Annotated in this window: 24 protein-coding genes; 3 read left to right on the top strand and 21 right to left on the bottom strand. The window is 71.4% G+C overall.

The genetic code is table 11. The annotated features are described in order from the left end of the window. Nucleotides 1-215 precede the first annotated feature (215 nt). A complete protein-coding gene (locus ABD289_RS10915; RefSeq protein ID WP_344129631.1) occupies nucleotides 216-2288 on the top strand; it encodes a S9 family peptidase in 2073 nt (690 codons plus the stop codon). A gap of 70 nt (nucleotides 2289-2358) precedes the next feature. Here the strand turns inward: ABD289_RS10915 and ABD289_RS10920 are convergent, their stop codons facing one another. The 5 genes from ABD289_RS10920 to cmk form a co-directional block, all read right to left on the bottom strand. After that, on the bottom strand, nucleotides 2359-3429 hold the full coding sequence (locus ABD289_RS10920) for a sensor histidine kinase (RefSeq protein WP_344129634.1): 1071 nt from the start codon (nucleotides 3427-3429) through the stop codon (nucleotides 2359-2361). Continuing rightward, on the bottom strand, nucleotides 3426-4100 hold the full coding sequence (locus ABD289_RS10925; protein WP_344129637.1) for a response regulator: 675 nt from the start codon (nucleotides 4098-4100) through the stop codon (nucleotides 3426-3428). The genes ABD289_RS10920 and ABD289_RS10925 overlap by 4 nt, the downstream gene beginning before the upstream one ends. A gap of 97 nt (nucleotides 4101-4197) precedes the next feature. Continuing rightward, nucleotides 4198-5643, bottom strand: a complete 1446-nt coding sequence (gene der, locus ABD289_RS10930) for a ribosome biogenesis GTPase Der (protein WP_344129640.1) — start codon at nucleotides 5641-5643, stop codon at nucleotides 4198-4200. Next, on the bottom strand, nucleotides 5640-6311 hold the full coding sequence (locus ABD289_RS10935; protein WP_344129643.1) for a lysophospholipid acyltransferase family protein: 672 nt from the start codon (nucleotides 6309-6311) through the stop codon (nucleotides 5640-5642). Before ABD289_RS10935 ends, der begins: the two co-directional genes overlap by 4 nt. Further along, nucleotides 6308-7021, bottom strand: coding sequence for a (d)CMP kinase (cmk, locus tag ABD289_RS10940; RefSeq protein ID WP_344129646.1), 714 nt, complete (start codon nucleotides 7019-7021; stop codon nucleotides 6308-6310). Before cmk ends, ABD289_RS10935 begins: the two co-directional genes overlap by 4 nt. Nucleotides 7022-7228: 207 nt before the next feature. Between cmk and ABD289_RS10945 the strand changes: the two genes are divergently transcribed. Further along, on the top strand, nucleotides 7229-7711 hold the full coding sequence (locus ABD289_RS10945) for a cation:proton antiporter regulatory subunit (RefSeq protein WP_344129649.1): 483 nt from the start codon (nucleotides 7229-7231) through the stop codon (nucleotides 7709-7711). Nucleotides 7712-7863: 152 nt separating this feature from the next. Continuing rightward, the gene (locus ABD289_RS10950) at nucleotides 7864-9045 is read left to right on the top strand and encodes a cation:proton antiporter (RefSeq protein ID WP_344129652.1); all 1182 of its coding nucleotides are present in this window, start codon (nucleotides 7864-7866) and stop codon (nucleotides 9043-9045) included. A 107-nt stretch (nucleotides 9046-9152) separates the two neighbouring features. Here the strand turns inward: ABD289_RS10950 and ABD289_RS10955 are convergent, their stop codons facing one another. The 16 genes from ABD289_RS10955 to ABD289_RS11030 all read right to left on the bottom strand — a co-directional run bounded on the left by ABD289_RS10955 (nucleotide 9153) and on the right by ABD289_RS11030 (nucleotide 24929). Further along, nucleotides 9153-9917: a pseudouridine synthase gene (locus ABD289_RS10955; protein ID WP_344129654.1), complete on the bottom strand. Its 765-nt coding sequence runs from the start codon at nucleotides 9915-9917 to the stop codon at nucleotides 9153-9155. After that, complete coding sequence (gene scpB, locus ABD289_RS10960; RefSeq protein WP_344129657.1) at nucleotides 9907-10794, bottom strand: SMC-Scp complex subunit ScpB; 888 nt, start codon at nucleotides 10792-10794, stop codon at nucleotides 9907-9909. Before scpB ends, ABD289_RS10955 begins: the two co-directional genes overlap by 11 nt. Next, entirely contained in the window at nucleotides 10791-11690 is a 900-nt protein-coding gene (locus tag ABD289_RS10965; protein ID WP_344129660.1) for a segregation and condensation protein A, read from the bottom strand. Before ABD289_RS10965 ends, scpB begins: the two co-directional genes overlap by 4 nt. Then, nucleotides 11687-12049 carry a hypothetical protein gene (locus ABD289_RS10970; protein WP_344129663.1) on the bottom strand — a complete coding sequence of 121 codons (363 nt, stop codon included), beginning with the start codon at nucleotides 12047-12049 and terminating at the stop codon, nucleotides 11687-11689. The genes ABD289_RS10965 and ABD289_RS10970 overlap by 4 nt, the downstream gene beginning before the upstream one ends. Then, nucleotides 12046-12981 carry a ParA family protein gene (locus ABD289_RS10975; protein WP_344129666.1) on the bottom strand — a complete coding sequence of 312 codons (936 nt, stop codon included), beginning with the start codon at nucleotides 12979-12981 and terminating at the stop codon, nucleotides 12046-12048. Before ABD289_RS10975 ends, ABD289_RS10970 begins: the two co-directional genes overlap by 4 nt. A gap of 185 nt (nucleotides 12982-13166) precedes the next feature. Continuing rightward, nucleotides 13167-14114: a site-specific tyrosine recombinase XerD gene (xerD, locus tag ABD289_RS10980; RefSeq protein WP_344129669.1), complete on the bottom strand. Its 948-nt coding sequence runs from the start codon at nucleotides 14112-14114 to the stop codon at nucleotides 13167-13169. Then, nucleotides 14111-14758 (bottom strand): NUDIX domain-containing protein, encoded by a 648-nt coding sequence (locus tag ABD289_RS10985; protein WP_344129672.1) that lies wholly within the window; start codon nucleotides 14756-14758, stop codon nucleotides 14111-14113. Before ABD289_RS10985 ends, xerD begins: the two co-directional genes overlap by 4 nt. A 127-nt stretch (nucleotides 14759-14885) precedes the next feature. After that, nucleotides 14886-16586: a CTP synthase gene (gene pyrG, locus ABD289_RS10990; RefSeq protein WP_425564648.1), complete on the bottom strand. Its 1701-nt coding sequence runs from the start codon at nucleotides 16584-16586 to the stop codon at nucleotides 14886-14888. Nucleotides 16587-16827: 241 nt separating this feature from the next. Further along, nucleotides 16828-17763, bottom strand: coding sequence for a copper transporter (locus ABD289_RS10995; protein WP_344129678.1), 936 nt, complete (start codon nucleotides 17761-17763; stop codon nucleotides 16828-16830). After that, nucleotides 17760-18944, bottom strand: coding sequence for a putative cytokinetic ring protein SteA (steA, locus tag ABD289_RS11000; RefSeq protein WP_344129681.1), 1185 nt, complete (start codon nucleotides 18942-18944; stop codon nucleotides 17760-17762). Before steA ends, ABD289_RS10995 begins: the two co-directional genes overlap by 4 nt. A 216-nt stretch (nucleotides 18945-19160) precedes the next feature. Beyond that, nucleotides 19161-20936, bottom strand: a complete 1776-nt coding sequence (gene recN / locus ABD289_RS11005) for a DNA repair protein RecN (protein WP_344129709.1) — start codon at nucleotides 20934-20936, stop codon at nucleotides 19161-19163. A gap of 100 nt (nucleotides 20937-21036) precedes the next feature. After that, nucleotides 21037-21933, bottom strand: a complete 897-nt coding sequence (locus ABD289_RS11010) for an NAD kinase (RefSeq protein ID WP_344129684.1) — start codon at nucleotides 21931-21933, stop codon at nucleotides 21037-21039. Between the two features lie 31 nt (nucleotides 21934-21964). Continuing rightward, on the bottom strand, nucleotides 21965-22795 hold the full coding sequence (locus tag ABD289_RS11015) for a TlyA family RNA methyltransferase (protein WP_344129688.1): 831 nt from the start codon (nucleotides 22793-22795) through the stop codon (nucleotides 21965-21967). A gap of 4 nt (nucleotides 22796-22799) precedes the next feature. Next, a complete protein-coding gene (locus ABD289_RS11020) occupies nucleotides 22800-23027 on the bottom strand; it encodes a hypothetical protein (protein ID WP_344129691.1) in 228 nt (75 codons plus the stop codon). Between the two features lie 70 nt (nucleotides 23028-23097). After that, entirely contained in the window at nucleotides 23098-24093 is a 996-nt protein-coding gene (locus ABD289_RS11025) for an HAD-IIA family hydrolase (RefSeq protein WP_344129694.1), read from the bottom strand. Next, the gene (locus ABD289_RS11030) at nucleotides 24093-24929 is read right to left on the bottom strand and encodes a tetratricopeptide repeat protein (RefSeq protein ID WP_344129697.1); all 837 of its coding nucleotides are present in this window, start codon (nucleotides 24927-24929) and stop codon (nucleotides 24093-24095) included. The genes ABD289_RS11025 and ABD289_RS11030 overlap by 1 nt, the downstream gene beginning before the upstream one ends. Nucleotides 24930-26454: the final 1525 nt, after the last annotated feature.

Here is a 26454-nt window from a genome sequence, read left to right on the forward strand (position 1 = left end):
CAGCGCCGCAGGTGCGATAGGACTGTCCACAGCGGAGCACCCGGCCCCACCTCCCGAACCGGAAACACCCCCGTGCGCAGGCGGAACCTCGAATTCCAGTAGACCGTTCCGGCGACCCGCGCGGTCCCGATCACCATCCGCGAGGACACGAGCACCACCTGTCGTGTTTTGACCTGGCGGCGCACGAGCGGTTCGGTGATGGCAGGGTGGTTCGCATGTCGTCCGCATCGTTTCCTCGCCGAAGCGCCCGTACGCAGGGCTTCACCCTCGGGGCGCCGCGCAGCTTCACCGTCACCGGCGGCGGTGCGCGCGTGCTGTTCCTGCGGTCCTCCAGCGGGACCGACCGCACCACGGCCCTGTGGGCGCTGGACACCGCGAGCGGGCGGGAGCGCTTGCTGGCCGACCCGGCGCAGCTGCAGGCCGACGACCAGGTGACCGCCGCCGAACAGGCGCGCCGCGAGCGCGCCAGGGAGCGGGCGACCGGCATCACCGGCTACAGCACCGACCGGGCCGGCGATCTCGTGGTCTTCTCGCTGTCCGGGCGGTTGTTCGCCCTCGACGCCGCGACCGGTGAAGCGCGCGAACTCCCGGCCGAGCAGCCGGTGGCCGATCCACGTCCGGACCCGGACGGCGAGCGCATCGCCTACCTCGCCAACGGCGCGCTGCGGCTGATCGAGGCGGACGGGTCCCGCGACCGGGCCGTCGCCGAGCCCGACGGCGACGCCATCACCTGGGGCGCGGCCGAGTTCATCGCGGCGGAGGAGATGCAGCGCTCGCGAGGCTACTGGTGGGCGCCGGACGGATCGCGCCTGCTGGCCGCGCGGGTCGACGAGAGCCCGGTGGATCACTGGTACCTGGGCGACCCGAACCAGCCCGATCGCGAGCCGACCGCCACCCGCTACCCCGCCGCGGGCACCGCCAACGCGGAGGTCAGCCTGGCGGTGCTCGGCCTCGACGGCCAACGGGTCGACGTCGAGTGGGACCGCGCGACCTACCCGTACCTGGTCACCGCGCACTGGTCGCAGCACGGCAGCCCGCTGCTGGCGGTGCAGACCCGCGACCAGCGCACCCAGCTGGTGCTCGCGCTGGATCCCGCGACCGGCGCGACCACCGAGGTTCACCGCGACACCGACGAGCACTGGATCGACGTCTTCGCCGGCTGGCCCGCCTGGACACCGGGCGGCGAGCTGGTGCGCGTCGAAGCCGCCGAGGGCGCCTACCGGCTCGTCGTGGGCGGCGAGCCGTGGACCCGGGCACCGCTGCAGGTGCGCGGCATCGTCGACATCGGCGAGGACATCCTCATCACCGCCTCCGAGGAGGACCCGGCCGAGGTGCACCTCTACCGGGTGAGCGAATCCGGCCCCGAGAGGCTGACCAGCGGCTCCGGGGTGCACGTGGGCACCCGCGGCGGCGAGACGCTGGTGGTGGCCTCCGCGACGCTGGAGAAACCGCGCACCGACGTCGTGGTCTCCGAAGCCGGCGAGCGCATCGCCGAGATCACCAACCACGCGGCCGAGCACGAGCTCGACCTCGACGTGCGGCTGCTGCGGCTGGGTTCCCGTAACCTCCGCAGCGCCCTGCTGCTGCCCAGCTGGTACCGGCCCGGGGACGGCAAGCTGCCGGTGCTGCTGGATCCCTACGGCGGTCCGCACGCCCAGCGGGTGTTCGCCCGCCAGCAGGGCTACCTGACCTCCCAGTGGTTCGCCGACCAGGGATTCGCGGTGCTGGTCACCGACGGCCGCGGCACGGCCGGGCGAGGTCCCGACTGGGACCGCGAGATCTCCGGGGATCTGGCCGGAGCACCGCTGCAGGACCAGGTCGACGCGCTGCACGCGGCCGCCGCCGAGCACCCGGAGCTGGATCTCGACCGGGTCGCCATCCGGGGTTGGTCGTTCGGCGGATACCTGGCGGGACTGGCCGTGCTGCGGCGTCCGGACGTCTTCCACGCGGCCGTCGTCGGCGCCGGTGTCGTGGACTGGCGGCTCTACGACACGCACTACACCGAGCGCTACCTCGGCGACCCGAACTCCTCGCCCGAGGTCTACGAGGCGAACTCGCTGCTCGGCGACGCGGCCAAGCTCGAACGTCCGATGCTGATCGTGCACGGGACGGTGGACGACAACGTCGTGCTCGCCCACGCGCTGCGGCTGTCGGCCGCGCTGACCGCGGCGGGCCGACCGCATCAGATGCTCCCGCTGCCGGGAGTCAGCCACATGCCCACCGACGAGACCACCACCGAGAACCTGCTGCTGCTGCAGGTGGACTTCCTGCGCAAATCGCTGGGCTGAGCGCTCGCCGGGCCCCGGCCGACCACCACCGGGGCCCGGCGAGCGATCGTGCCGAATCGGTGGCGAAGACCTACCGCTGCGGCAGCGAGGCCACGAGTTCGAAGCCGCCCTCGTCGGAGTACCCGGCATCGAGGTGTCCGCCCACCGTGCGGACCCGCTCGGACAGGCCCTCCAGGCCGGCGCCACCGGAATCGACGGGTTCGGCCACCTCGCCGGGCGCGTCGTTGCTGACGACGATGCGCAGCGCGTCCGCCCGGCTGGTCAGGCGAACCCGGACCCCGGCGCCCGGCGCGTGCTTCGCCGCGTTGGTCAGCGCCTCCTGGACCACGCGATAGGCGGCGCGTTCGACCGCGCCCGAGACCTCGTCGGCGGCCAGCTCGCCGGAGAGCTCGACGTCGAGCCCGGAGGCCCGCGCCCGCGCGACGAGGTCCTCGATGCTGCTCGCCTCGGCCTGCTCGGTTCCCAGCCCGAGCGTCGAGCGCATCTCGCCGAGCGCCTGCCGGGACAACCCGCGCACCCGCTCAGCGGCCTGCCGCACCTCCTCGTCCCGGCTGCTGGCCTTCAGCGCGGCGGACTCGACGGCGATCAGCGTCACGTGGTGACCGACCGCGTCGTGGATCTCGCGCGCGATGCGGGCGCGTTCCTCCGCTCGCGCGGTCTCGGCCTTGGCCTGCAAGGCGACCTCGGTGGCCGCGGCCAGGTTCGCCATGTTCTCGGCGAGCCGCTCGCGCAGCGCCACCAAGGTGCCCAGCGCCGCCGGGGCACCCGCGGCGAGCAGCACGAAGCCGAAGGTCAGGGCCCACTCCCCGAGCATCAGCGACTGGTTCCACATCACCGGTGCGACCGCCACCGCGCAGATCAGCAGCACCCACACGGCCAGCTCGCGCAGGTGCGGACGTTCGCGCGCGAGCCGGAACATCGCCACCAGCATGGCGGCCCAGCCCAGCCCACCGGCCATCGCGGGCAGGCACAGCAGCACGCACGACCGCGGCCACCGGTGCCGCAACGGCAGCAGCAGCGCGGCGCAGATCCCGGAGATCGCGCCGTAGCCGACTGGATCCGGAGCGGCGAGCACCGCGGCGATCGGCAACCCGACCGCCAGCACCTCCAGCCCCGCGCGCCGCCACTGCGTGCCGATCATCGCTGCCCCGATCCGGAGACCCGCTGGGCGATGAGCGCGGCCTGCACCCGGTTCTCCGCGCCCAGCTTGGTCAGCACGGTGGAGACGTAGCTCTTCACCGTCGCCTCGGTCAGCCCCAGGCGAGCACCGATGTCGGCGTTGGACCGGCCGTCGGCCAGCAGCCGCAGCACCTGGCCCTCCCGGCCGGAGAGCCCGCGCACCAGCTGCGCCTCGCGCTCGCTGCCGCCTGCGGTGCGCAACCGCGGCAGCAGCCGGGCCGTGATCCGCGGATCCAGCACCGCCCCACCGGCCGCGAGGTCGTGCACCGCGCGGACGAGGGACTCCGGCTCGGCGTCCTTGAGCAGGAACCCGTTCGCGCCGAACTGCAGCGCATCGGAGACGTAGGCGTCCAGGTCGAAGGTGGTCAGCACCGCCGTGGCCGGTGCGCCGGGCTTGGTGAGCAGGTCGCGCAGCGCGGTCAGCCCGTCGATGCCGGGCATCTGCACGTCCACCAGCGCCACGTCCGGCTGGTGCTCGCGCACCACGGTCATCAGCTCACCGCCGTCGCAGGCCTCGGCGACGACCTGGATCGTCCCGTCCTCCTCCAGCAGGACCCGCAGGCCGCGGCGCAGCATCGCCTCGTCGTCGGCGAGCACGACGCGGACCGGGCGCGCCTCGTCGGTCGGCAGCACCTCGCCTCACCTCCCCGCGTTCGAGCACCGGTCCGCAGACTAACCGGGCGCGCCGGAAGCGGTGCACGCACCGCCCGTGCGCAGGGAGATCAACTGCTCAGCGGCGGCCCTTGCCCTTGCCCTTGCTCTTGTCGTTGCGCTCGCGCACCCGCACCGAGATCCGCACCGGGCTACCGGTGAAGCCGAAGGTCTCGCGGAACTTGCGCTCCAGGAACCGGCGGTACCCGGCTTCCAGGAATCCGGTGGTGAACAGCACGAGCGTCGGCGGCCTGCTCTGCGCCTGGGTGGCGAACTTGATCTTCGGCTGGCGACCGCCGCGCGCGGGCGGCGGGTAGGCCGCGACGAGCTCGTTGAGCCATCCGTTGAGACGACCGGTGGGCACCCGCGTGTCCCAGGACTCCAGCGCGGTGCGCAGCGTCGGCGCCAGCTTGGCCACCGAACGTCCGGTGCGCGCCGAGACGTTGACCCGCTCCGCCCAGCGCACCCGGATCAGATCGCGGTCGATCTCCTTCTCCAGCTGGCGCCGGCGGTCGTCGTCGACCAGATCCCACTTGTTGTAGGCGATGACCAGCGCCCGGCCCGCCTCGACGACCATGGTGATCACGCGCAAGTCCTGCTCGGTGATCGGCTCGGAACCGTCGATGAGCACGATCGCGACCTCGGCGGCCTCGATGGCGGCCTTGGTGCGCAGCCACGCGTAGTACTCGGTGCCGCTGGCGGTGTTGACCCGCTTGCGCATGCCTGCCGTGTCGACGAAGCGCCACACCTGGTTGTCGAGCTCGACCAGCGAGTCGACCGGGTCGACCGTGGTGCCGGCGACGTCGTGGACCACCGAGCGATCCTCGCCGGTGAGCTGGTTGAGCAGGCTGGACTTGCCCACGTTGGGCTTGCCGACCAGCGCGACCTTGCGCGGACCGCTGGAGGCGCCGAAGCTGTCCCGCGGGGTCTCCGGCAGCGCTTCCAGGACGCGGTCCAGCACGTCACCGGAGCCGCGGCCGTGCAGGCCGGACATCGGCATCGGCTCGCCCAGGCCCAGCGACCAGAGGTCGTGGATGTCGCCCGCGCCCCGCTGGTCGTCGACCTTGTTGGCGACCAGCAGCACCGGGCACTTCGAACGGCGCAGCACGCGGGCCACGGCCTCCTCGGTACCGGTGGCGCCGACCTTGCCGTCCACGACCAGCAGCACCGCGTCCGCGGTTCGCATGGCCATCTCGGCCTGCGAGGCCACCGAGGCCTGCAGGCCCTTGGCGTCGGGCTCCCACCCACCGGTGTCGACCACCGTGAAGCGGCGGCCGTTCCACAAGGCGTCGTAGGACACCCGGTCCCTGGTCACGCCCGGCTGGTCCTGCACCACGGCCTCGCGGCGCCCCAGCAGCCGGTTGACCAGCGTTGACTTGCCCACGTTCGGGCGGCCGACCACGGCCAGCACCGGCTGCGGGCGCGGCGCTTCCTCATCATCCAGCAGCACGCCCTGGTCGACTTCATCCCACTCGGACTCGTCGGACCACGTGCCGTCCAGACCTTCCAGCGACTCGTCGGTCACGCTTCGTTACCTCTCACATCGTCTTGGTTGCGGTCGGCGACCAGCCCATCCAGCTCGGCGATCAGCTCAACCAGCTCGTTGCGCACGGTCTCGGTGGCCTCGGTCAGCCCCGCGCGGCCCTTGCCGCTGGGCGGGGTGATCGGCTCCCCGAACAACACGTCGATCCTGCGTAACAGCCTACGGCTCCCGTCATCGGGACGCCGACTGCCCCGCACGGCCACCGGCAGGACCCGGGCGCCGGAGGTGCGCGCCAGCCACGCCGCACCGTTCTGCACGTTGTCGAGCTCCCCGGAACCGCGCGTGCCCTCGGGAAACACGCCGACCACGCCGCCGTTCTTGAGCAATCGCACGGCGGTAAGCAACGGCTGCCGATCCGGCTCGCCCCGCCGCACGCCGATCTGGCCGATGCGGCGCAGGAACCAGCCGAGCGGGCCCCGGAACATCTCCTGCTTGATCAGGAACACCGACGCGCGCGGCAGCATGCCGATCAGCAGCGGCCCGTCGAGCATCGCGCTGTGGTTGGCCACCAGCACCAGCGGACCCGTGCGCGGGATCCGGTCCTTGCCGTGCACCTTGACGCGGAACGGCAACCGCACGATGAACCGGGAGATCAGCCGCCCGATGAAGTGCAACCAGTGCCATCCGCCCTCGGGCAGGGTCCCGCTCATCGCCCTTCCCCCAGCAGATCGCGGCTCTCCACCAGCTTGTTCAGCTGTTCGACCACCCCGGCCACGTCCAGCTCGGTGGTGTCGAGCTCCATCGCGTCGTCGGCGCGGCGCAGCGGAGCGACCTTGCGCCCGGAGTCCAGGGCGTCGCGACGCACCACGTCCGCGTGGGTGCTGCCGAGATCGCCGTCCCGGCCCTCCGAGCTGTCCTGCTTCGTGCGGCGCAACGCCCGAGCGTCGCTGGAGGCCGTCAGATAGACCTTCAGACCGGCTTCGGGAGCCACCACGGTGCCGATGTCACGTCCCTCGACGACCACGCCGCCCGGTTCCTCCAGCGCACCGGCGATCAGCTCGCGCTGCGTGGCGACCAGCAGCTCGCGCACCTCGGCGACGGCCGAGACCGCCGAGACCGCACCGGTGACCTCCGGGCCGCGGATCTGCTGCTCGACGCCCTCGTCGTCGAGCAGCACCGCGGGCGCGAGCGGGTCGGTGCCCATGGTCAGCCGCGCGGCGCGCGCCACCCTCGTCACCTCGGCCGGATCGCCGGTGTCCACCTCGGCGCGCAGCACCGCCAGGGTCACCGCGCGATACATCGCACCGGTATCCAGGTAGGCCGCACCGAGCTCGGCGGCCAACCGCCGGGACACCGTCGATTTGCCGGTACCCGATGGACCGTCGAGGGCCACCACCCCACGAAGCCTGGCCTGCGCCACGTCGCCGTTCCTCCCGCTCCCGAAGACCTCACCGGCACGCGCCGGATCAGCCCTCCATTCTGCCCGGTCGCCACGCGCGCATCCCAATCGCGTCCGGTTGCGGGGCTCACCTCGCCAGGGCCGCGCGACCAGCGATGGCACGAACCGGACGACCCGCCCTCGCCCAGGGCGATCGAAATCGACAGCGGGGACGCCTAAGCTGCGGATGTGGACGTAAACGTGACTCCGCTGCCGGGGCTGGGCACCCGCCAAGACTTCACGACAGGATCCGGCCACCGCGTGGGCGTGATCACCTACCGGGACGGCCGGTTCGAGCTCATCGTCTCCGACCACGAGGACCCGGACAAGTGTGCCGCCTCGGTGGAGCTGGACAGCGCCGAGACCAGCACGCTGGCGGGCCTGCTGGGCGCTCCGCAGCTGGTCTCGGCGCTCACCGAGCAGCAGAGCGAGGTGGTCGGCGTGAGCACCTGGCAGCTGCCGGTCGCGGCGGGCACGCCGTTCGTGGGGCGCGAGCTCGGCGACACCGAGATGCGCACCCGCACCTCGGCGTCGATCGTCGCGGTGGTGCGCGAGGGCACGGTCCACCCGTCGCCGCGTCCCGACTTTCGGTTCGCCGCCGGTGACCTGGTCGTCGTGGTCGGCACCGCCGACGGGCTGCACGGCGCCGAGGAAATCCTCACCCACGGCTGAGCCAACGCGCCTGAAGGCCGCCGCGGTCGGGCGCCACCGACTCCGGCCTCCGCACTCGTTCCGGTCCGGCCCCGACCTGTTCGCGCGCCGATACCGCGCGCGGTGGTCCGGGGCCGCGCGGTGCGCGGCAGAACTCGAGAGGAACCACGACGGTGCACGACACGGCTATCTCCCTGATCGAGCTGGGAGCGGTCTTCTTCGGTCTCGGCATCCTCGGGAGGTTGGCCTGGAGGATCGGCATCTCCCCGATCCCGCTGTACCTGCTGGGCGGCCTCGCGTTCGGCGACGGCGGGTTGATCCCGCTGCACGGGATCGAGGCGTTCACCCAACTCGCCTCCGAGATCGGCGTCGTCCTGCTGCTGCTCCTGCTGGGGCTGGAGTACTCCGCGGGCGAGCTGGTCACCGGGCTGCGCCGTTCCTGGGTGGCCGGCCTGATCGACCTCGTGCTCAACGGACTCCCCGGCGCGCTCGTGGCACTGCTGCTGGGCTGGGGTCCGATCGGGGCGCTGGCGATGGCCGGCATCACCTACATCTCGTCCTCGGGCATCGTCGCCAAGGTGCTCGGCGACCTGGGCAGGCTCGGCAACCGGGAGACTCCGGTGATCCTGTCCGTGCTGGTTTTCGAGGACCTGGCGATGGCGATCTACCTGCCGATCCTCACCGCGGTGCTCGCTGGCGTGAGCTTCGTCGGCGGGCTCACCGCGGTGGGCGTCGCGCTGGTGGCGATCACGGTGGTGCTGGTGATCGCGCTGCGCTTCGGCAAGTACGTCTCGGCCGTCGTGGACAGCCCGGATCCCGAGGTGTTCCTGCTGCGGCTGCTGGGAGCCGCGCTGCTGGTCGCCGGCCTCGCCTCGCAGCTGCAGGTCTCGGCCGCTGTCGGGGCGTTCCTGCTGGGCATCGCGATCTCGGGATCCACCGCCCAGAACGCGACCCGGATGCTGGAGCCGCTGCGCGACCTGTTCGCAGCGCTGTTCTTCGTGGTCTTCGGCCTCAACACCGATCCCCGCCAGATCCCGCCGGTGCTCGCGGTGGCCCTGGCCCTGGCCGTGGTGACCAGCGCGACGAAGATGCTCACCGGCTGGATCGCCGCCCGCATGCAGGGCGTGGCCCGGATGGGCAGGTTGCGCGCGGGCGCGGCCCTGGTGGCACGCGGCGAGTTCTCCATCGTCATCGCAGGCCTGGCGGTCACCTCGGGCGCGGTCCAGGACGAACTGGCCGCCCTGGCCACGGCCTACGTCCTGCTGATGGCGATCCTGGGCCCGATGGCCGCCCGAGTGGTGGAACCGCTCGCCCGCAAACTGCTCCCCGGCAAACCCCGCACCAAGACCGCTTGACCAATCCCAGCACCGCGCGAGAGCGGCGTGACAGTTTTGCCTAAAACTGTGCGGCCTCAGCGCCCGAATGTCCTTGCAGTTTTAGGCAAAACTGTCGCCCGCTGACGTCACATGCCGACGATCTTGTAGAGGGAGCCGACCTCTTGCCGGTTGAGGGGCCTGATGGCACCCGGCCGCTCCGAGGTCAGCTGGATGTCGCCGATGCGGGTGCGGACCAGGCGCTCGACCGGGTGGCCGACGTGCTTGAGCAGGCGGCGCACGATGTGCTTGCGCCCCTCGTGCAGCACGAGCTGCACCAGGGCCTTGTTCTGGTTGGTGTCGACCAGCTTGAAGCTGTCCACCTTGGCCAGGCCGTCGTCCAGCTCGACGCCGTCGCGCAACCGCTTGCCCAGGTCCTTCGGGATCGGGCCGACGACCTCGGCCATGTAGGTCTTGCGAACCTCGTAGGAGGGGTGGGTCAGCCGGTTGGCCAGCTCGCCGTCGTTGGTGATCAGCAACAGGCCCTCGGTGTCCTGGTCCAGCCGTCCGACGTGGAACAGCTTGCCCTGGCGCTCGCGCAGGTAGTCACCGATGCACGGCCGGCCCTTGTCGTCGGACATGGTGCACAGGATGCCGGTCGGCTTGTTCAGCAGGAGGTGCGTCAGGTTGTTGTTGACCATCACCCGCGAGCCGTCGACGTGGATGACCGCGGTCTCCGGGTCCACGCGGGTGCCGAGCTCCAGGACGTGCTCGCCGTTGACCTCGACGCGGCCTTCGAGAATCATCTCCTCGGCCGCACGCCGCGACGCGACGCCGGCGCGGGACAGCACCTTCTGAAGGCGCTCCCCTTCCTGGTTCGCGGCTTTGTACGGGGCAGGGCGTTCAGACGTCATCGATCGAATCCACTTCGGGCAACAGGGGTGCGAGCGGCGGCAAGTCCTTCAGCGACGAAAGCCCCAGCCGTTCCAGGAACAGCTCGGTCGTGCAGTAGAGGGTGCCGCCCGTCTCCGGGTCGGTGCCGACCTCTTCAATCAGGCCGCGCCCTACCAGGGTACGGACAACGCCGTCAACGTTCACACCCCGTACCGCTGACACCTTGGCGCGGGTGACCGGCTGCCGGTAGGCGATGACCGCGAGCGTCTCCAGCGCGGCGCGGGTCAGCTTCGTGCGCTGCCCGTCGAGGAGGTAGCGCTCGACGTAGGCCGCGTACTTCTCGCGGGTGTAGAAGCGCCAGCCGTCGCCGATCCTGCGCAGGTCCAGGCCGCGCTCGTGCTCCGCGTAGGAGGCGGACAGCCGGTGCAACGCGGTGCGCACCCGCGCCACGGGCTGCTGGAGGGTGCTCGCCAGCAGCTCCTCGCCCGCCGGGATGTCCACGACGAGCAGCAGCGCCTCCAGCGCGGCGTCGAGGGCGTCATCGGAGGTGAGGTCCGGCGCACCGGAGGTCTCGGCCGCCGAGTCGGCGGCGTCGTCGGCGTCGTCGGCGTCGTCCGGCTCGGCGTCATCGGTGACGTCCGACTCGGCCCCGGCAGGAGCGGCATCCGGTCCGGAAACCGACTCCGGACCGCCGTCGGCAGCGGCCCGGTGCGCCTCCGCGGCTGCGATCGGCGAGTCCGCGGAGACCTCCGCGGCCTGGTCCTCGTCCGTCTCGGACGCCGTTGCCCCGGGCGCGCTCTCGGCCGGCCCCCGCGCCTCGGCGGTGTCTCGCACCGCGTCCGCGGCGTCCGGCTCAACCGCCTGGGACTGCGCCGCCCGGCCTTCCGGCTCGCTCACCCGTACTCCTCCTCGTCCTGGCTGACACGCTGCGCCTCGGCCTCGGCGCGGGCCTCTTCGAGGCTGCCGCCCGCCCACTGCACCTGCAGCTCTCCCAGCGGGCCGTCCTGCTCGAACTGCACCACCTGCTCCCGGTACAGGTCCAGCAGCGCCAGGAACCGGGCGACGACCTCGATGGTGTGCCCGCAGTCGGCCACCATCTCGGTGAACGTCATGCTGCCCTTCTCGGCCAGCCGCACCCGCAGCAGCGCGGCGTGCTCGCGCACCGAGACACCGTGCTGGTGGAGGTGGTCGAGGGACACCTCCGGCGGTGGCTTCGGCCGGAAGACCGACGCGGCGACCTCGGCGAACTTCCCCGGATCGACGCCGATCACCACTTCCGGCAGCAGGTTCTCGAAGCGCTCATCCACCGACACCGAACGCGGGTAGCGGCGCAGCGCTCCCGCCTCCAGCTCGCCGAACAGCGCCGCGACCTGCTTGTAGGCGCGGTACTGCAGCAGTCGCGCGAACAGCAGGTCGCGAGCCTCCAGCAGCGCGAGGTCGGACTCGTCCTCCACCTCGGCGGCCGGGAGCAACCGCGCGGCCTTGAGGTCGAGCAGCGTCGCGGCGACGACCAGGAACTCGGTCGTCTCGTCCAGGTCGGTCTGCTCGAGCGCACGGGTGTAGGCGATGAACTCATCGGTGACCTTGTGCAGCGCCACCTCGGTCACGTCGAGCTCGTGCTGCGAGATCAGCTGCAGCAGCAGGTCGAACGGGCCCTCGAAGTTCTCCAGCCGGACGGTGAACTTGCTGTCGCCGCCCTCGGAGCCGCCATCGGAATCGCTTGACGACGCCGTCTCCGGGTCGGCGGTCTCCGGCGGAGTGATGTCGGCGTCAGGGGTGGGAGCATCGGTCACTCGCCGGACTCCCGCAGGCGCCTGACCAGAACCGAGTCCGCGCCTTGCTCCTCGAAGTCGGCGAGCAGCACCGCCACCGCCTCGCGCACCACGCGCCCGCGGTCCACGGCGATGCCGTGCTCCGCGCGCAGCGCCAGCCGGGCCTGCTCCAACCTCAGCAACTCCTCGTCCGCCACGTACACGGTGATCTTCGAATCGTGCTTGCGCCGTCCGGAACCCGACCGCTTGGCAATCGCCCGCTCGTCCGCGGCGGGCTGCTCGGCCGGGGGTTCCGGTCGCGATTCGGCGTGCTGATCCGTCCGAGGAACAGTAGTACGGAACAATTCGGCTGCTCCGGGCAGGGCGACCCGTCGGGTCATCGAGCGATCACCTCGCGGGCGAGCTCCCGGTATGCCTGCGCACCGGCCGAACGCGGGGACCACCTGGTGATCGGTTCACCTGCCACGGTGGTCTCGGGGAAGCGGACCGTCCGGTTGATCACCGAGTCGAACACGATGTCGCCGAATGCCTCCACGACGCGCTGCATCACCTCGCGGGAGTGCAGCGTGCGCGGATCGAACATGGTCGCCAGGATCCCGCTGATCTCCAGCTTGGGATTGAGCCGCTCGCGGACCTTCTCGATGGTGTCGATCAGCAGGGCCACCCCGCGCAGGCTGAAGAACTCGCACTCCAGCGGGATGATCACGCCGTCCGAGGCGGCCAGCGCGTTGACCGTGAGCAGACCCAGCGAGGGCTGGCAGTCGACGAGGATGTAGTCGTACTCCTTCATCGCCTGGAACAGGACGCGCTGCAGCGTCTGCTCCCGGCCGACCTCGGCGACGAGCTGCACCTCGGCGGCGGACAGGTCGATGTTGCTGGGCAGCAGGTCCATGCCCTCGACCGTGGTGCGGCGCACCACGTCGGACATGCTCACCGACCGCTCCATGATCACGTTGTAGATGGTCTGGTCGAGCTGGTGCGGCTGAACGCCCAAGCCGACCGAAAGCGCGCCCTGCGGGTCGAAATCCACCAACAGCACGCGGCGCCCGTACTCCGCCAGCGCGGCCCCGAGGTTGATCGTCGACGTGGTCTTCCCTACGCCGCCCTTCTGATTGCACATCGCCAGCACCGAAGCCGGTCCGTGCTGGTCCAGCAGGGGCGGTTCCGGGATGTGCCGACGCGGCCTGCCGGTCGGACCGAGGCTGCGGGAGTGCGCGTGCTCGTCGCTCTCCCGGCCCGTCGTCTCGGGGGCGATGCTCAGGTCGACCGCGCCCCGGGGCCGCCCTGCGGCGGAGGGTTGCGGCATCGACATGGCGATCTGACTCCTTAGGTACCGGTGGCGATCGATCGCAGCCTAAGTGGCATTAACGACCTGCGGCAACGTGCCTCGCCGTGGTGTCGGAATTTGCGTGCGAGGATCACGTGATCCTCTTGTGATCAAGCTCTACCCGTTGTTCGCCGTGCCCGCATGCGGAAGTCGCGATCTCGCGTGCAACATCACCCCGAAAGGTGCGCGCGCGGGTGCGCCGTGGCGTAGACCTCCCGCAAGGTGTTGACGGTGACCAGCGTGTACACCTGCGTGGTGGTCACCGAGGCATGGCCGAGCAGCTCCTGGACGACGCGAACGTCGGCACCGCCTTCCATGAGGTGGGTGGCGAAGGAATGCCGCAGCACGTGCGGCGAGACCGACGACTCGATCCCCGCGCGCTCGGCCGCGGTTTTCAGCGCGTTCCAGGCGCTCTGCCGGGAAAGCCGGGTGCCGCGGGAGTTGAGGAAGACCGCCGCGCTCCCGCGCCCGCGAGCGAGCAGACCCGGCCGGGCGCGCACCAGGTAGGCGTGCAGCGCCTCCAGCGCCGGACGCCCGATCGGCACGAGACGCTGCTTGCCACCCTTGCCGTCGAGCAGCACGGTGCGGTCGGCGCTGTCGATGTCGTCGAGATCCAGGCCGACGGCCTCGGAAATGCGCGCGCCCGTGGAGTACAGCACTTCCAGCAGCGCGCGGCTGCGCAGTCCGCGCGGGTCGTCGCCGCCGGCGTGCTCCAGCAGTTTGCCGACGTCGTGCACGGACAGCGCCTTGGGCAACCGCTTCGGCGGGCTCGGCGGCGCGACCTCGCGGGCGACGTCGACCGGAAGCTGTCCCTCGGCGTGCGCGAACCGGTGCAAGCCCCGCGCGGCGACCAGTGCGCGCGCGGCCGAGGACGGCGCCATCGGCGGGCGTCCCTCGACCCCCTCGCGCATCCGGGTCAGGAACTCCGCCAGGTGGCCGGTGCGCACCTCGTCGAGCCCGGAAATCCCCTGCGCGGCGAGGAATTCCACGTAACGACGCAGGTCGCGGGAGTAGGAATCCAGGGTGCTGCGCGCGGTTCCGCGCTCGACCGCGAGGTGGTCGAGGTATTCCCCGACGGCCGTGCGCAATCGCGGCGGCAGCTCCTCGAAGCCCTTCACCGGGCCCCGAACCGGGTCGGCCGGTCGGTCCAGGGCGCGTCCGGCGGGCGCGTATCCGCGACGCCGTCGCGCACGGCCTGCGCGGCCAGCAGCCCGGCCACCGCGGGACCGTTGACGATCTCGCCGGAAAGCGCCAGTCGCACGGCCTCGGCCAGCGGCAGACGGTTGATCACCAGGTCGGCCTCCTCATCGCCGACCGCATCCGGGCGCAGCACCTCGGAGAGACCGGTGGCAAGGAAGACGCGCACGCACTCGTCGGTGAACCCGGGCGAGGTGGCCACGTCGACCAGCACCGACCACTCCGAGGCCGAGCAGCCGGTCTCCTCGGCCAGCTCCCGCTGCGCGGTGCGCACGGGCTCCTCCCCGGAGACGTCGAGCAGCCCGGCGGGCAGCTCCCACAACCGGCGGCCCAGCGGGTAGCGGTACTGGTGGATCAGCACGACCCGGTCGTGCTCGTCGAGCGCGACGACGGCCACCGCACCGAAGTGCTCGACGACCTCCCGGCGCGCGCGGCCGCCACCGGGCATGCCGACATCGTCGGCCCGCAACGCCAGGATCCGGCCGACGTAGACGTCGTCGCTGGCCAGCGTGGTGAATTCGTGCTCTCCGTCGGTTCTCGCGACCCCGCTACCCGTCGTGTCCACGCCTCCACCCTAGATCGGCGGAGCCTCCGGCGACTCGGTGTGGTGAGAAACAACGTCCCGACCGGCGGAAGAGCACGAACGGGCTCCCTCGCCGCGAGGGAGCCCGTTCGTGCAGCGGATCGACCGCTCAGGCGTTGGCCGGCTCGGTGAAGCTCTCCAGCTCGACCGGCAGGCGCTCGGCCGCCTGGTAGTCCACCGCGGCCTTGACGAACGCCGCGAAAAGCGGGTGCGGGCGGGTCGGGCGGCTCTTGAGCTCCGGGTGCGCCTGGGTGCCCACGAAGAACGGGTGCACCTCGCGCGCCAGCTCCACGAACTCGACCAAGCGGTCGTCCGGGGAGGTGCCGGAGAAGACCAGACCGGCCTTGCTCAGCTGCTCCCGGTAGGCGTTGTTGACCTCGTAGCGGTGCCGGTGCCGCTCGGCGATCTCGGAGCTGCCGTAGGCCTCGGCCACGATGGTGTCCTCGCCCAGCTTCGCCGGGTACGACCCCAGCCGCATGGTGCCGCCCATGTCGCGGTCCCCGGAGAGCACGTCGTGCTGGTCGGCCATCGTGCTGATCACCGGGTGCTGGCAGGGCTCCTCGAACTCGGTCGAGTTGGCCCGATCCAGACCGGCCAGCGAGCGCGCCGTCTCGATGACCATGCACTGCAGGCCCAGGCACAGCCCCAGCAGCGGGATGCCGTTGACGCGGGCGTAGCGGATCGCACCGAGCTTGCCCTCGATGCCGCGCACGCCGAAGCCGCCCGGGATCAGCACGCCGTCCATGCCCGACAGCGCCTGCGCGGCGCCCGCCTCGGTCTCGCAGGTGTCCGAACCGACCCAGGAGATCTCCACCTTGGCGCGGTGGGCGAACCCGCCCGCGCGCAGCGCCTCGGTGACCGACAGGTAGGCGTCCGGCAGGTCGACGTACTTGCCGACCAGCGCGATGCGGACCTTCTCGGAGGGGTTGTGCACCCGGTCGAGCAGATCGCCCCACACCGACCAGTCGACGTCGCGGAACGGCAACCCGAGGCGACGCACCAGGTAGGCGTCCAGGCCCTCGGCGTGCAACACCTTCGGGATGTCGTAGATCGACGGCGCGTCCGGGCAGGCCACCACGCCCTCGGTGTCGACGTCGCACATCAGGCCGATCTTGCGCTTGGTGTCCTCGGGCAGGTCGCGGTCGGCGCGGCAGACCAGCGCGTCGGGCTGGATGCCGATGTTGCGCAGCGCGGCCACCGAGTGCTGGGTCGGCTTGGTCTTCTGCTCGCCCGAGGGCGCCAGGAAGGGCACCAGCGAGACGTGCAGGAAGAAGCAGTTGTCCCGGCCGACGTCGTGGCGGACCTGGCGGCAGGCCTCCAGGAACGGCAGCGACTCGATGTCGCCGACCGTGCCGCCGACCTCGGTGATCACCACGTCCGGCGTGCGGCCGTCCTCGTCCGGTTCGGACATCGCCCGGATGCGGGCCTTGATCTGATCGGTGATGTGCGGGATGACCTGCACCGTGTCACCCAGGTACTCGCCGCGGCGCTCCTTGGCGATCACCGCGGAGTAGACCTGGCCCGTGGTGACGTTGGCGTTCTTGGTCAGAGCCCGATCGAGGAAGCGCTCGTAGTGACCGATGTCCAGGTCGGTCTCGGCACCGTCCTCGGTGACGAACACCTCGCCGTGCTGGAACGGGTTCATCGTGCCCGGATCCACGTTGAGGTAGGGATCGAGCTTCTGCATGGTCACCCGCAGCCCGCGGGAGGTGAGCAGTTCGCCCAGGCTCGAAGCCGTGAGCCCCTTCCCCAACGAAGAGGCCACGCCCCCCGTTACGAAAACGTGCTTAATCGTGCGTGCTTGCGGCACCAACAAAAGCTCCCCGTGGTCAAGCCGTCGCCTGGCTGGAATCTCTGCGCTGGCAGGACGGCTGGATCCGTCGCTCCCACGGAATTCCAGCCTAACGCACGACCACCGGGCCCCGCACCGAGACCCACCCGAAACGAGAACCTCCGGACCGGCAGGGTCAACCGCCGTCCAGTGGCTACCGACAGGTCAATACCGGCCACTCCGCGCACACCCGCTCGGCACCGCGGCGGGCGCGCCGTGCTCAGCCGCGCGTGTCCGGGACCGGACCTTGCGCCGAGCTCGCAACACCGTACTGCCCGGCCTTCCGGTCCGCCTGCTCGCGCGCGGCCAGCACGACAGCCACTCGCCCGGCTCCGGTGTCGGCGTTGTCGACGGTGGACAGGCTCGAGGTGATGGCCGGGTCCGCACGAGCCACGCCGACAGCGCCGGTGCCAGCGGCGGAACCGCTGGTCCCGGCCAGCACGGCGCCCTGCCCCGCGGCGTCGATCTGCCTGGCGAAGCGGGCCAGGATCGCGGCCTTGTCGCCCGCGTTCTCGCCGTCCTGGCGACCGCCGGTGAGCACCACCGCCAGCTGCGCGGGGCGCAGGCCCGGCGATGCCGCGGCGAAACCGCCGTCGGACAGACCCGCGAAGGCCGCCGCGCGAGCCTCCTCGCCGACCTGCGGCTGACCATCGGGCTTGAGCAGGCTCAGCGGCCCGATGAGGCCGCCGGCCTGGGTTCCCGGATCGGCCGCGGTGGGCAACTGCACACCGGCGGGCAGCAGCTGCGGGAGCACGCCCTCGAGCGACGAGGCGCGCTCCGGGTCGGACAGCGCTTCTCCCAGGTGCACCTGCCCGGTCATGTCCGCACCCGAGTCGCGCAGCAGCTGGGCGACCGCGTCCCGCTCTGCGTCGGGAACGTCGGCGGAGCTGATCAGCACCACGCTGCGCCCGTCCAGCTGGCCGCTGACCGCCATCGGGGCGATCGAGCGGTCGAAGCGGTCGGAGGTGGCGACCTGCGCCCGCAGGTCGTCGCGCTGGTCGCTGAGCCGGTCGACCCGCTGCTGCAGCTGCTCCTTCTGGTCGCCGACGCCCTCCAGCAGGCGCCCGGACAGCGAGCTGGAACCCAGCACCACCCCGACGGCCAGCGCCAGGAAGACCGAGGCGATCGAGACGATGTGATAGCGCACGGAGATCACGGCAACAGCCCCTTGAAGTAGGTCCCGGCTCCACCGGAGGCCTCGACGATCATGTCCAGCAGAGCGCTGCCGAGTCCGGAGATGACCAGCGCGACGCCGACGACCAGCAGCACCGCGAGCACCAGCAGCACCACGGCCGACATCGGTGTCCGGCTGCGCTGCAGCGTCGCCACCGCGCGCCCGTCGATGACCTTGCTGCCCAATCGCAGCCGGGTCAGGAACGTCGACGGGATGGAACCGGAGCGCCCGCGGTCGAGGAACTCGCTGAGCGTGGCCTGGAAACCGACCGTGACCACCAGATCGGCCTTGTGCGCGTCGGCGAGCAGCAGCGCGAGGTCCTCGGGATTGCCCGAGGCCGGGAAGGTCACCGCGCCCACGCCCAGGTCCTGGATGCGCTCCAGGCCGGGCGCGTGCCCGTCCAGGTGCGCGGGGATGACCAGTTCGGCGCCGCACTTGAGCGTGTCGGTGCCCATGGTCTCCGGGTCGCCGACGATGACGTCGGGCTGGTAGCCGGCCTTGCGCAGGCTCTCGGCACCGCCCTCGACCCCGACCAGCACCGGCCGGTACTCGCGGATGTAGCGCTTGAGGTTGCGCAGGTCGTCGGTGTGCTCGTAGCCCGGAGCCACCACCAGCACCTGCCGCCCCTCCAGCGAACCGGACAGCTCGGGCACGCCGACGCCGTCGAGGATCAGCGTCCGCTCGGTGCGCAGGAACTCGATGGTGTTGGCCGAGAACGCCTCGAGCTGCGTGGACATGCCGGCCTTGGCCTCGATGAGCTGATCGGCGATCGAATCGGCGTCCTGCTCGACACCGCGCGCGATCTCCTTGTCCCCGACGAAGATCCCGCCCTCGTGCAGCCGGATCTTGCCGCCGTCCTTGACCTGGTGCAGCACCTCGGGCCCGACGCCGTCGATGAGCGTGATGCCCGCGGCGATGAGCACCTCGGGACCGAGGTTCGGGTAACGCCCGGAGATCGACGGCGCCGCGTTGACCACCCCGGTGACCCCGGCCGACAGCAGCGCTTCGGCGGAACGGCGATCGAGATCGGCGTGATCGATGACCGCGATGTCACCGGTGCGGACGCGGCGCGGCAGATCGCCCGAGCGCCGCTCCACCCGGGCCACCCCGGCGAGTCCGGGCAGGTCCTCCTGCTGGCGAGTCAGCAGACCGCTGATTTTCATGCGCCGATGGTGACAAACCGATCACCGGTTGTTGCTCCGCCACGCCGTGACAGCTCCGGCGGATACCGCAACGGGAACTGATCCGTCCGGCCCAACGCCCGTCCGGGAGCGCTCCCGGATCAGCTCCGAGACCTGTTCCGGAATGCGACGGAACCGCTGCTTCGAGCGCGGGTCTCGACGCGCACCGCCGCGCGAAGCAGTCCCGCAGCAGTACACCTAGGACGTGCCCTTCTTGCCGCGACGCCCGAACTTCTGCTGGGTGAGCTTGTAGGTGTTCGCGGTCTCCAGGAGCTCCTCGGCGTGCGCGCGACCGGTCTCGGTGGAATCCATCCCGGCGAGCATCCGGGCGAGTTCGACGACCCGCTGCTCCTCGGCGACCAGGCGCACATCGCTGCGGGTCGTGCCGCTGTCCTGCCCCTTGTCGACCACCAGGTGCTGATCGGCGAAGGCGGCCACCTGCGGCAGGTGCGTGACGACCACGACCTGGTGGGTGCGCGCCAGCCTGGCCAGCCGCCTGCCGATCTCGATCGCGGCACGTCCACCGACACCGGCGTCGACCTCGTCGAAGACCAGCGTGGGCACGGTGTCCGCGTCGGCCAGCACGACCTCCAGCGCCAGCATCACGCGGGAGAGCTCACCGCCGGAGGCGCCCTTGTGGATGGGCAGCGCGGGAGCCCCGGAGTGCGCGATCAGCTGCAGCTCGACCTCGTCGATGCCGTCCGGGCCCGCGTGCACCGTCTTCCCGCCGACCGACAGCGCAGCGGCGTCGGAGGGGTCGGCCTCCTTGGGCTGCACGACGACCTGCAGCTGCGCCTGCGCCATCGCCAACCCGGACAGCTCCTCGGAGACCGCCTCGGCCAGACGGCCAGCGGCCTCGGCACGAGCGGCGCTGAGCTGCTCGGCGTACTCCGCGACCTGCTGGGCCAGCTCGTCCCGGCGAGCGGCCAGCTCGGCCAGCGCCTCCTCCGAGGTGTCCATCTTGGACAGCTTGGCGCGGGCGTCCTCGGCCCAGGCGAGCACGCCGTCCACGTCGGCCGCGTACTTCTTGGTGAGCTGCTTGAGCTCGGCCTGGCGGGCCAGCACCTGCTCCAGGCGCGCCGGGTCCGCGTCGAGCTTGTCGAGGTAGCTCCCGAGTTCGCCGCCGACGTCGGCCAGCACGGCCGCGGCCTCGGCCACCCGCGGTTCGAGATCGCGCAGCACGGGATCCTCGGAGGAGGACAGGCGGCGGCGAACCTCGCCGACCAGGCCGATCGCACCCGGCGCGTCCGAATCGCCGTCCGCCGAGCCGGAGAGCGCGTGCTGCGCCCCGCTCGCGACCTCGCGGAGCTCGTCCGCGTCGGCCAGCCTGCGCGCCTCCTCGACCAGCGCGGCGTCCTCGCCCGCCTCCGGGTTGACCGCCTCGATCTCGGAGAGCCCGTGCCGCAGCATGTCCGCCTCGCGAGCCAGCTCGCGGGAGCGCTCGGTGCGTTCGGTGAGCTCGCGGACCGCCTCGGCCCATTCGGCGCGCACCCGCTGGTAATCGGCCAGCACCCGCAGCACCGGATCGCCCGCGAAGCGATCCAGCACCGAGCGCTGCTCTCCTGGCCGCACCAACCGCAGCTGATCGTTCTGCCCGTGCACCGCGAGCACCTGCTCGGACAGTTCGGCCAGCACCGCGTTGGGCACCGAACGACCGCCGAGGTGCGCGCGGGAACGCCCGTCGGCGTTGACCGTCCGCAGCGCGATCAAGCCGCCGTCGTCATCGGGTTCGGCCCCGGCATCGGAGGCCACCTTGACCGCAGCGGAATCGGGCGTGGTCTGAAACCGGCCCTCGACGACCGCGCGCTGCGCACCGCTGCGGACCCGAGACGCGTCCGCCCGACCGCCACCGAGCAGGTGCAGTCCGGTGACCACCATCGTCTTGCCCGCGCCCGTCTCACCGGTGACCACCGTCAGACCCGAGTGCAGTGCGAGCGTGGCGTCGTCGATGACGCCCAGTCCCTGGATACGCATCTCCGCCAACACAACCTGCACCCTATCGACCCGAGACGCCCGATCCACCCCCACTGCGGCGATCACCACCGCATCGTTCTCCGCCCGTTGCCCGCGCCGGTCAGTCCTTCACCGGCCCTCGCCAGCCCTGGACGGGCAGTTCGAACTTGCGAACCAGCCGATCGGTGAACGGGGTGTCGTGCAGGCGGACGAGCCGAACCGGCTTCTCGCCCGCGACGATCTCGACCCGAGCGCCCGGAGGAAGATCGATATGACGTTGGCCGTCGCAGGTCACGACCGCGTGGTGACCGTGCTGATCGACCTCCAGGGCGACCACCGAGTCCTTGTCCACGACGAACGGCCGGGAGAACAGCGCGTGGGCGTTGCTCGGAACCACCAGCAGCGCCTGGACCTGCGGCCACACCACCGGGCCACCGGCGGAGAACGCGTAGGCGGTGGAACCGGTCGGAGTCGACACCAGCACGCCGTCGCAGCCGAAGGCCGAGAGCGGGTGCTCGTCGACCTCCACCACGGCGTCCAGGATCCGTTCCCGGCTGCTCTTCTCCACGCTGGCCTCGTTGAGCGCCCAGGTGCGGGCGAGCACCTCGCCGTCGAGCTTGGCGGTGACCTCGATGGTCATCCGCTCATCGACGTGGTAGCGGCGCTCCACCACCGCTTCCAGCGCTTCGTCGAGCGCATCCGAGTCGGCGCCCGCCAGGAAACCGACCCGCCCGAGGTTCACGCCGAACACCGGCACCCCGGCAGGCCGCGCGAGCTCGGCGGCGCGCAGCAAGGTGCCGTCGCCGCCGAGCACCAGCACCAGCTCGGTGCCCACAGCGGCGTCCGGGCCGGATTCGACGACCTCGCTGTAGTAGCAGTCGTTGCTCAGCTCCGGGACCTCTTCGGACAGGACCCGCACCAGCAGGCCCGCCGCGAGCAGCTGGCCCGCGACCTTCTCGGCGGTCCGCATGTTGTGCTGCCTGCCGGTGTGCACCACCAACAGCACCCGTCGAGTCAACTCCCACTCCCCTTGCCCCGGTGCCCCGGGATCAATGCTTCGTCGAACTCTGCGGACCTCGCTCCACCGCGGCGGTGACCAGTTCCCGGGCCCGTTCGGGGTCGGTATCGGCATCGGGCCGCAGCCACGCGAAGTACTCGACGTTGCCGGACGGTCCGGGCAGCGGACTGGCCACCACCGAGCGCAGGCCCAGACCGTGCTCGGCGGCGAAAGCCACGACCTCGAGCACCGCATCGGTCCGCAACGCCGCGTCTCGCACCACGCCACCCGAGCCTAGCCGCTTCTTGCCCACCTCGAACTGCGGTTTGATCATCGGTACCAGATCGGCGGAGTCGCCGGTGCACGCCACCAGCGCGGGCAGCACCAGCTTCAGCGAGATGAACGACAGGTCGCCGACCACCAGGTCGACCGGCCCTCCGACGTCCTCCGGGGTCAGCGCGCGCACGTTGGTGCGGTCGCGGATCAGCACGCGCTCGTCGGTCTGCAACTTCCAGACCAGCTGGCCGTAGCCGACATCGACCGCCACGACCTCGCTGGCCTCGCGGCGCAGCAGCACGTCGGTGAAACCGCCGGTGGACGCGCCCGCGTCCAGGCAGCGCTTGCCCGCGACCGACAGGCCCTCCGGTTCGAAGGCCTCCAGCGCGCCGAGCAGCTTGTGCGCGCCGCGCGAGGCCCAGCCCGGGTCGTCGACGTCCTCGGTGACCAGCACAGGGGCATCGGTCTCCACGGCGGTGGCGGACTTGCGGGCCACCATGCCCTTGACCTTCACCCGGCCCGAAGCGACCAGTTCGCTCGCGTGATCCCTGGACCGCGCCAGACCGCGGCGCACCAGTTCGGCATCCAGCCGTGCCCTGCGTGGCACTTGTTCAACTCCGGTTGGTGTTCGTGGACTGCAGCTGGTCGGCCTTCGACAAGGCCTCGGTGAGCGCGGTGTGCACCGCTTCGAAGCGCTGCACGTGTTCGGTGACGGGCAGTTCGCCCACCTGGCCGAGGTCGGCGACCGCCGCCTCGATCGCGTCGATCGCGGACTGGCCGTCGTCGGCCTGGCGCGCCAGCATGCCCGGATTGGGTGCCTGCGGCTCCGGAGAGGTCATGGCGGGTAGCTCCCCTCGATCATGTGCTGATCCAACGCTAGCCGAACAGGAGCGGGCCGATCCTGCCCGGTCAGTCCAATTCCAACGACCGCAGCGTCGCCCGCGCACGATCATCGGCGGCGCGCAGCGCGACCGGGCCGGCTCCCGCCGCCCATCTCGCCGCGCACAGCGCGCGCAAGGCGGCGAGTTCGTCGCCGTGCCCGGACAGCTCCAGCGCAGCACCGTCGGCCCGCACCGACCAGGTCGACTGCTCGGCGATGGCGAGGTCGTCGCCGAGCTCGTGCAGGCCGCGAAGATCGGCGGCGACGTGCGTGGGTCGCTCTTCCGGGACGGCTTCAACCAGGTCGCGCGGGGTGCTCACCCCGGTGAGCACCATCAACGAGGGCATCCCCGCCTTGACCGCGCCCGCGATGTCGGTGTCGAGACGATCGCCGACCATCAGCGGAGCACCGGCACCGGCCGAAGCGACCGCGCGGTCCAGTAGCGGACGCTCCGGCTTGCCCGCCACCAGCGGGTCCTGATCGGTGGCCGCGCGCAGCAGCTCGACCAGCGCACCGTTGCCGGGGAGGAGCCCGCGCTCGGTGGGCAGCGTGCGATCAGCGTTGCAGGCGACCCACAGCGCACCGGCGCGGACGGCCAGGCAGGCCTCCGCGAAATCGCGGTAGGTCAGCTCGGCGAACAGGCCCTGCACGACGGCCACCGGCTCATCGGCGAATTCCCGCACCGGCGTCAGGCCGACGCGCTCCACTTCGGACTCCAGCGCGGGCGCGCCGACGACGAGCACCCGCGACTTCTCGGCGAGCTTGTCGGCGAGCACCGCGGCGCCCGCCTGAGCACTGGTGCTCACCTCGCCGACCTCGGCGTCCAAGCCGAATCCGGCGAGGTGATCGACCACTGCCCGCGCGGGCTTGGAGGCGTTGTTCGTGACGTAGCGGACCGCCACGCCCCGGCGGTGCAGCTCCCCGATCGCCTCGAGGGCGCCGGGAGCGGCTTCACCACCGCGGTAGACCGTGCCGTCGAGATCCAGCAGCACGGCATCGTGGCCGTCGCGCAACGTCGCGCTCACTACCTCTGCCCGCCCCCTTCGGCCGCGTCCTCGGCTCCCGGCTCGTCGGAACCGTCGACGCCGGTTTCGGTGTCGGTGCCGGTGTTCGCTTCGGCGAGGTCTTCGTCGAGGTCGTCCTCGTCCTCGTCGAGGTCTTCCTCGTCGAGGTCGCCCTCGCCGGATAGGTCTTCGTCCTCGTCGTCCTCTTCGTCCTCGTCGTCCTCGTCGATGCCGGCGGCCGCTTCGGCCTCGCTGACGAGCTCCTCGACGACCTCCGGGCCGCCCAGCTGCACCGCCAGCTGCTCGAGCCGGTCCGGAGCATCCGTTTCCTCGTCGTCATCGGCGTGCGCCGCGTGCACGAACCAGGTGAAGGCGTCCCGCTCCCGGCCCGCTGCCAACAGGTTGTCGGCGTAGGCGTAGAACAGCCGCGCGCTCCACGGGTCCTGGCGCTTCGGGTCGAGCTCCGGAGTCTGCAAGCTCACCACCGAGGCTTCGACCTCGCCCAGGTCGCGGCGAGCACCTGCCGCGACGATGCGCAGCTCGATCTCGTCGTCCTTCTCCAGCTGCCGGGCCTCATCGCTGCGGACCACGTCCACGGCGCGCTCCGGGCGTCCCAGCGCGCGCTCGCAGTCGGCCATGATCGCCAAGTGGCCGGGGCCGCCACCGATGCGCCGCGCGGCGCGCAGCTCGGACAGCGCCTCGTTCCACTCGCCCGCCAAGTAGGCGGTCAGCCCGTTGGCTTCCCGGACCGAGGCGATCCGCGACGCCTTCTGCCGGGCGAAGCGCGCGTGTTCGAGGGCCTTCTCCGGCTCGGAGTCGAGCAGTTGCCCGGACGCGACCAGGTGCTTGGCCACCACGTCCGCACTGCCCTTGGGCAGGGCGAGCAGCTCGCGGCGGATCTCCGGGTCGAGCTCGGACGGCTCGGCGCCCTCCGGCAGCTCCGGCTCGGCAGGCTTCTTCTCGGCCTCTTCCTTGCGCGGAGCGTCCTTCGGCCTGCGGTCGGCGTCGTTGTTGAAGTCGCGCTTGCCGCCACGTCGGTCGTCGCGCTTGTCGTTGCGCCGATCGTTGCGACCCGCGTTGCCACCGCTATCGTCCCGCCGGTTGTCCCGGCGGTCATCGCGGTCGCGCGGCGGGCGATCGTCCCGGCGACGGTCGTCGCGGTTGTCCTTGCGGAAGTTCCCGCCCCGGTCGTCGCGACGGCCACCACCGCGGTCATCGCGCCGATCGTCGCGACCGCGATTGTCATTGCGACGGTCATCGCGATTGTCCCGGCGGAAGTTGCCGCCACGATCGTCGCGACCGCCACCACGCCGGTCATCCCGGCCAGCGTTGCCACCGCGATCGTCGCGACCGCCACCACGCCGGTCATCCCGGCCAGCGTTGCCACCGCGATCATCCCGCCGATTGTCCCGACGGTCATCCCGATCACGCGGCGGACGATCATCCCGATTCCGGAAATTCCCACCGCGATCATCGCGACCGCGATTGTCATTGCGACGGTCATCGCGATTGTCCCGGCGGAAGTTGCCACCGCGATCGTCGCGACCGCCACCACNGGAAGTTGCCACCGCGATCGTCGCGACCGCCACCACCGCGGTCGTCGCGGCGGTCGCCGCGATCGTCGCGGCCACCACCGCGCCGGTCGTCGCGGCGGAAGTTGCCTCCGCGATCACCACCGCGGTCGTCGCGGCGGAAGTTGCGGTCCCGGTTATCGCCGCGAGGGCCACCCCGGTCATCGCGACCGCGGTCATCCCGGCGCTTGTCCTGCCCCCGGTTGTCCGGCCGCCCGGCCCGGTCGTCGCGCCCCCGGTTGTCCTTGAACCGGCCGCCCTCGCGACCGCCGCGGTCGTCCCGGCGGTCGTCGCGGCGGCTGTCGTTGCGACGCGGGCCGCCCTGGCCGCCTCGGCCGGCACCGGCCCCGCGGCGTGGGTCGCCGCGCCTATCATCGGAACCGGACACCGAACCTCCTGAAGCAGAAAAAGACAAGACCTTACCAGGGTAGACGGACCCATTCACCGAACTCGGCAGGCGTCCACCAGACGTAGCGCAGCGCTCCGGCCCACGAGCCGGGGACGGCAGCAGGGCGAGCCACGCGGACGAGGAGCGCCGCCGGCCGGGCATGAAAGCACCGCGCCGGATTTCACCATCACAGTCAGCCGCTCCGAAAATCCCGGGACGTCGTACCTCCCCCTGCGCAGCCCGTTCGATCGGGTTGCGAGACAGGGCCGGGCCCACCACCGCTGATTCTACAGCTCACCGGGCACCGACAAGACGCCGGGACCCAGCGCGGAGCACGCCGGTGATCTCCGAGCGAGCGCAGACATATAAAGAAGGGAGGGGTGCGGTATCCAGGACCAAAAGCCTGGATACCGCACCCCTCCC

Source organism: Saccharopolyspora halophila (genome assembly GCF_039531955.1).
In the GTDB taxonomy this organism is placed as follows: Bacteria; Actinomycetota; Actinomycetes; order Mycobacteriales; family Pseudonocardiaceae; genus Saccharopolyspora; species Saccharopolyspora halophila.

What these genes read in the sequence shown, in the direction of transcription:
- ABD289_RS10915 (WP_344129631.1), top strand. Translation starts at nt 216, where the DNA reads ATGTCGTCCGCATCGTTTCCTCGCCGAAGCGCCCGTACGCAGGGCTTC.
- ABD289_RS10920 (WP_344129634.1), bottom strand. Translation starts at nt 3,429, where the DNA reads ATGATCGGCACGCAGTGGCGGCGCGCGGGGCTGGAGGTGCTGGCGGTC.
- ABD289_RS10935 (WP_344129643.1), bottom strand. Translation starts at nt 6,311, where the DNA reads ATGAGCGGGACCCTGCCCGAGGGCGGATGGCACTGGTTGCACTTCATC.
- ABD289_RS10955 (WP_344129654.1), bottom strand. Translation starts at nt 9,917, where the DNA reads ATGACGTCTGAACGCCCTGCCCCGTACAAAGCCGCGAACCAGGAAGGG.
- ABD289_RS10970 (WP_344129663.1), bottom strand. Translation starts at nt 12,049, where the DNA reads ATGACCCGACGGGTCGCCCTGCCCGGAGCAGCCGAATTGTTCCGTACT.
- ABD289_RS10975 (WP_344129666.1), bottom strand. Translation starts at nt 12,981, where the DNA reads ATGTCGATGCCGCAACCCTCCGCCGCAGGGCGGCCCCGGGGCGCGGTC.
- steA (WP_344129681.1), bottom strand. Translation starts at nt 18,944, where the DNA reads ATGAAAATCAGCGGTCTGCTGACTCGCCAGCAGGAGGACCTGCCCGGA.
- recN (WP_344129709.1), bottom strand. Translation starts at nt 20,936, where the DNA reads ATGCGTATCCAGGGACTGGGCGTCATCGACGACGCCACGCTCGCACTG.
- ABD289_RS11020 (WP_344129691.1), bottom strand. Translation starts at nt 23,027, where the DNA reads ATGACCTCTCCGGAGCCGCAGGCACCCAATCCGGGCATGCTGGCGCGC.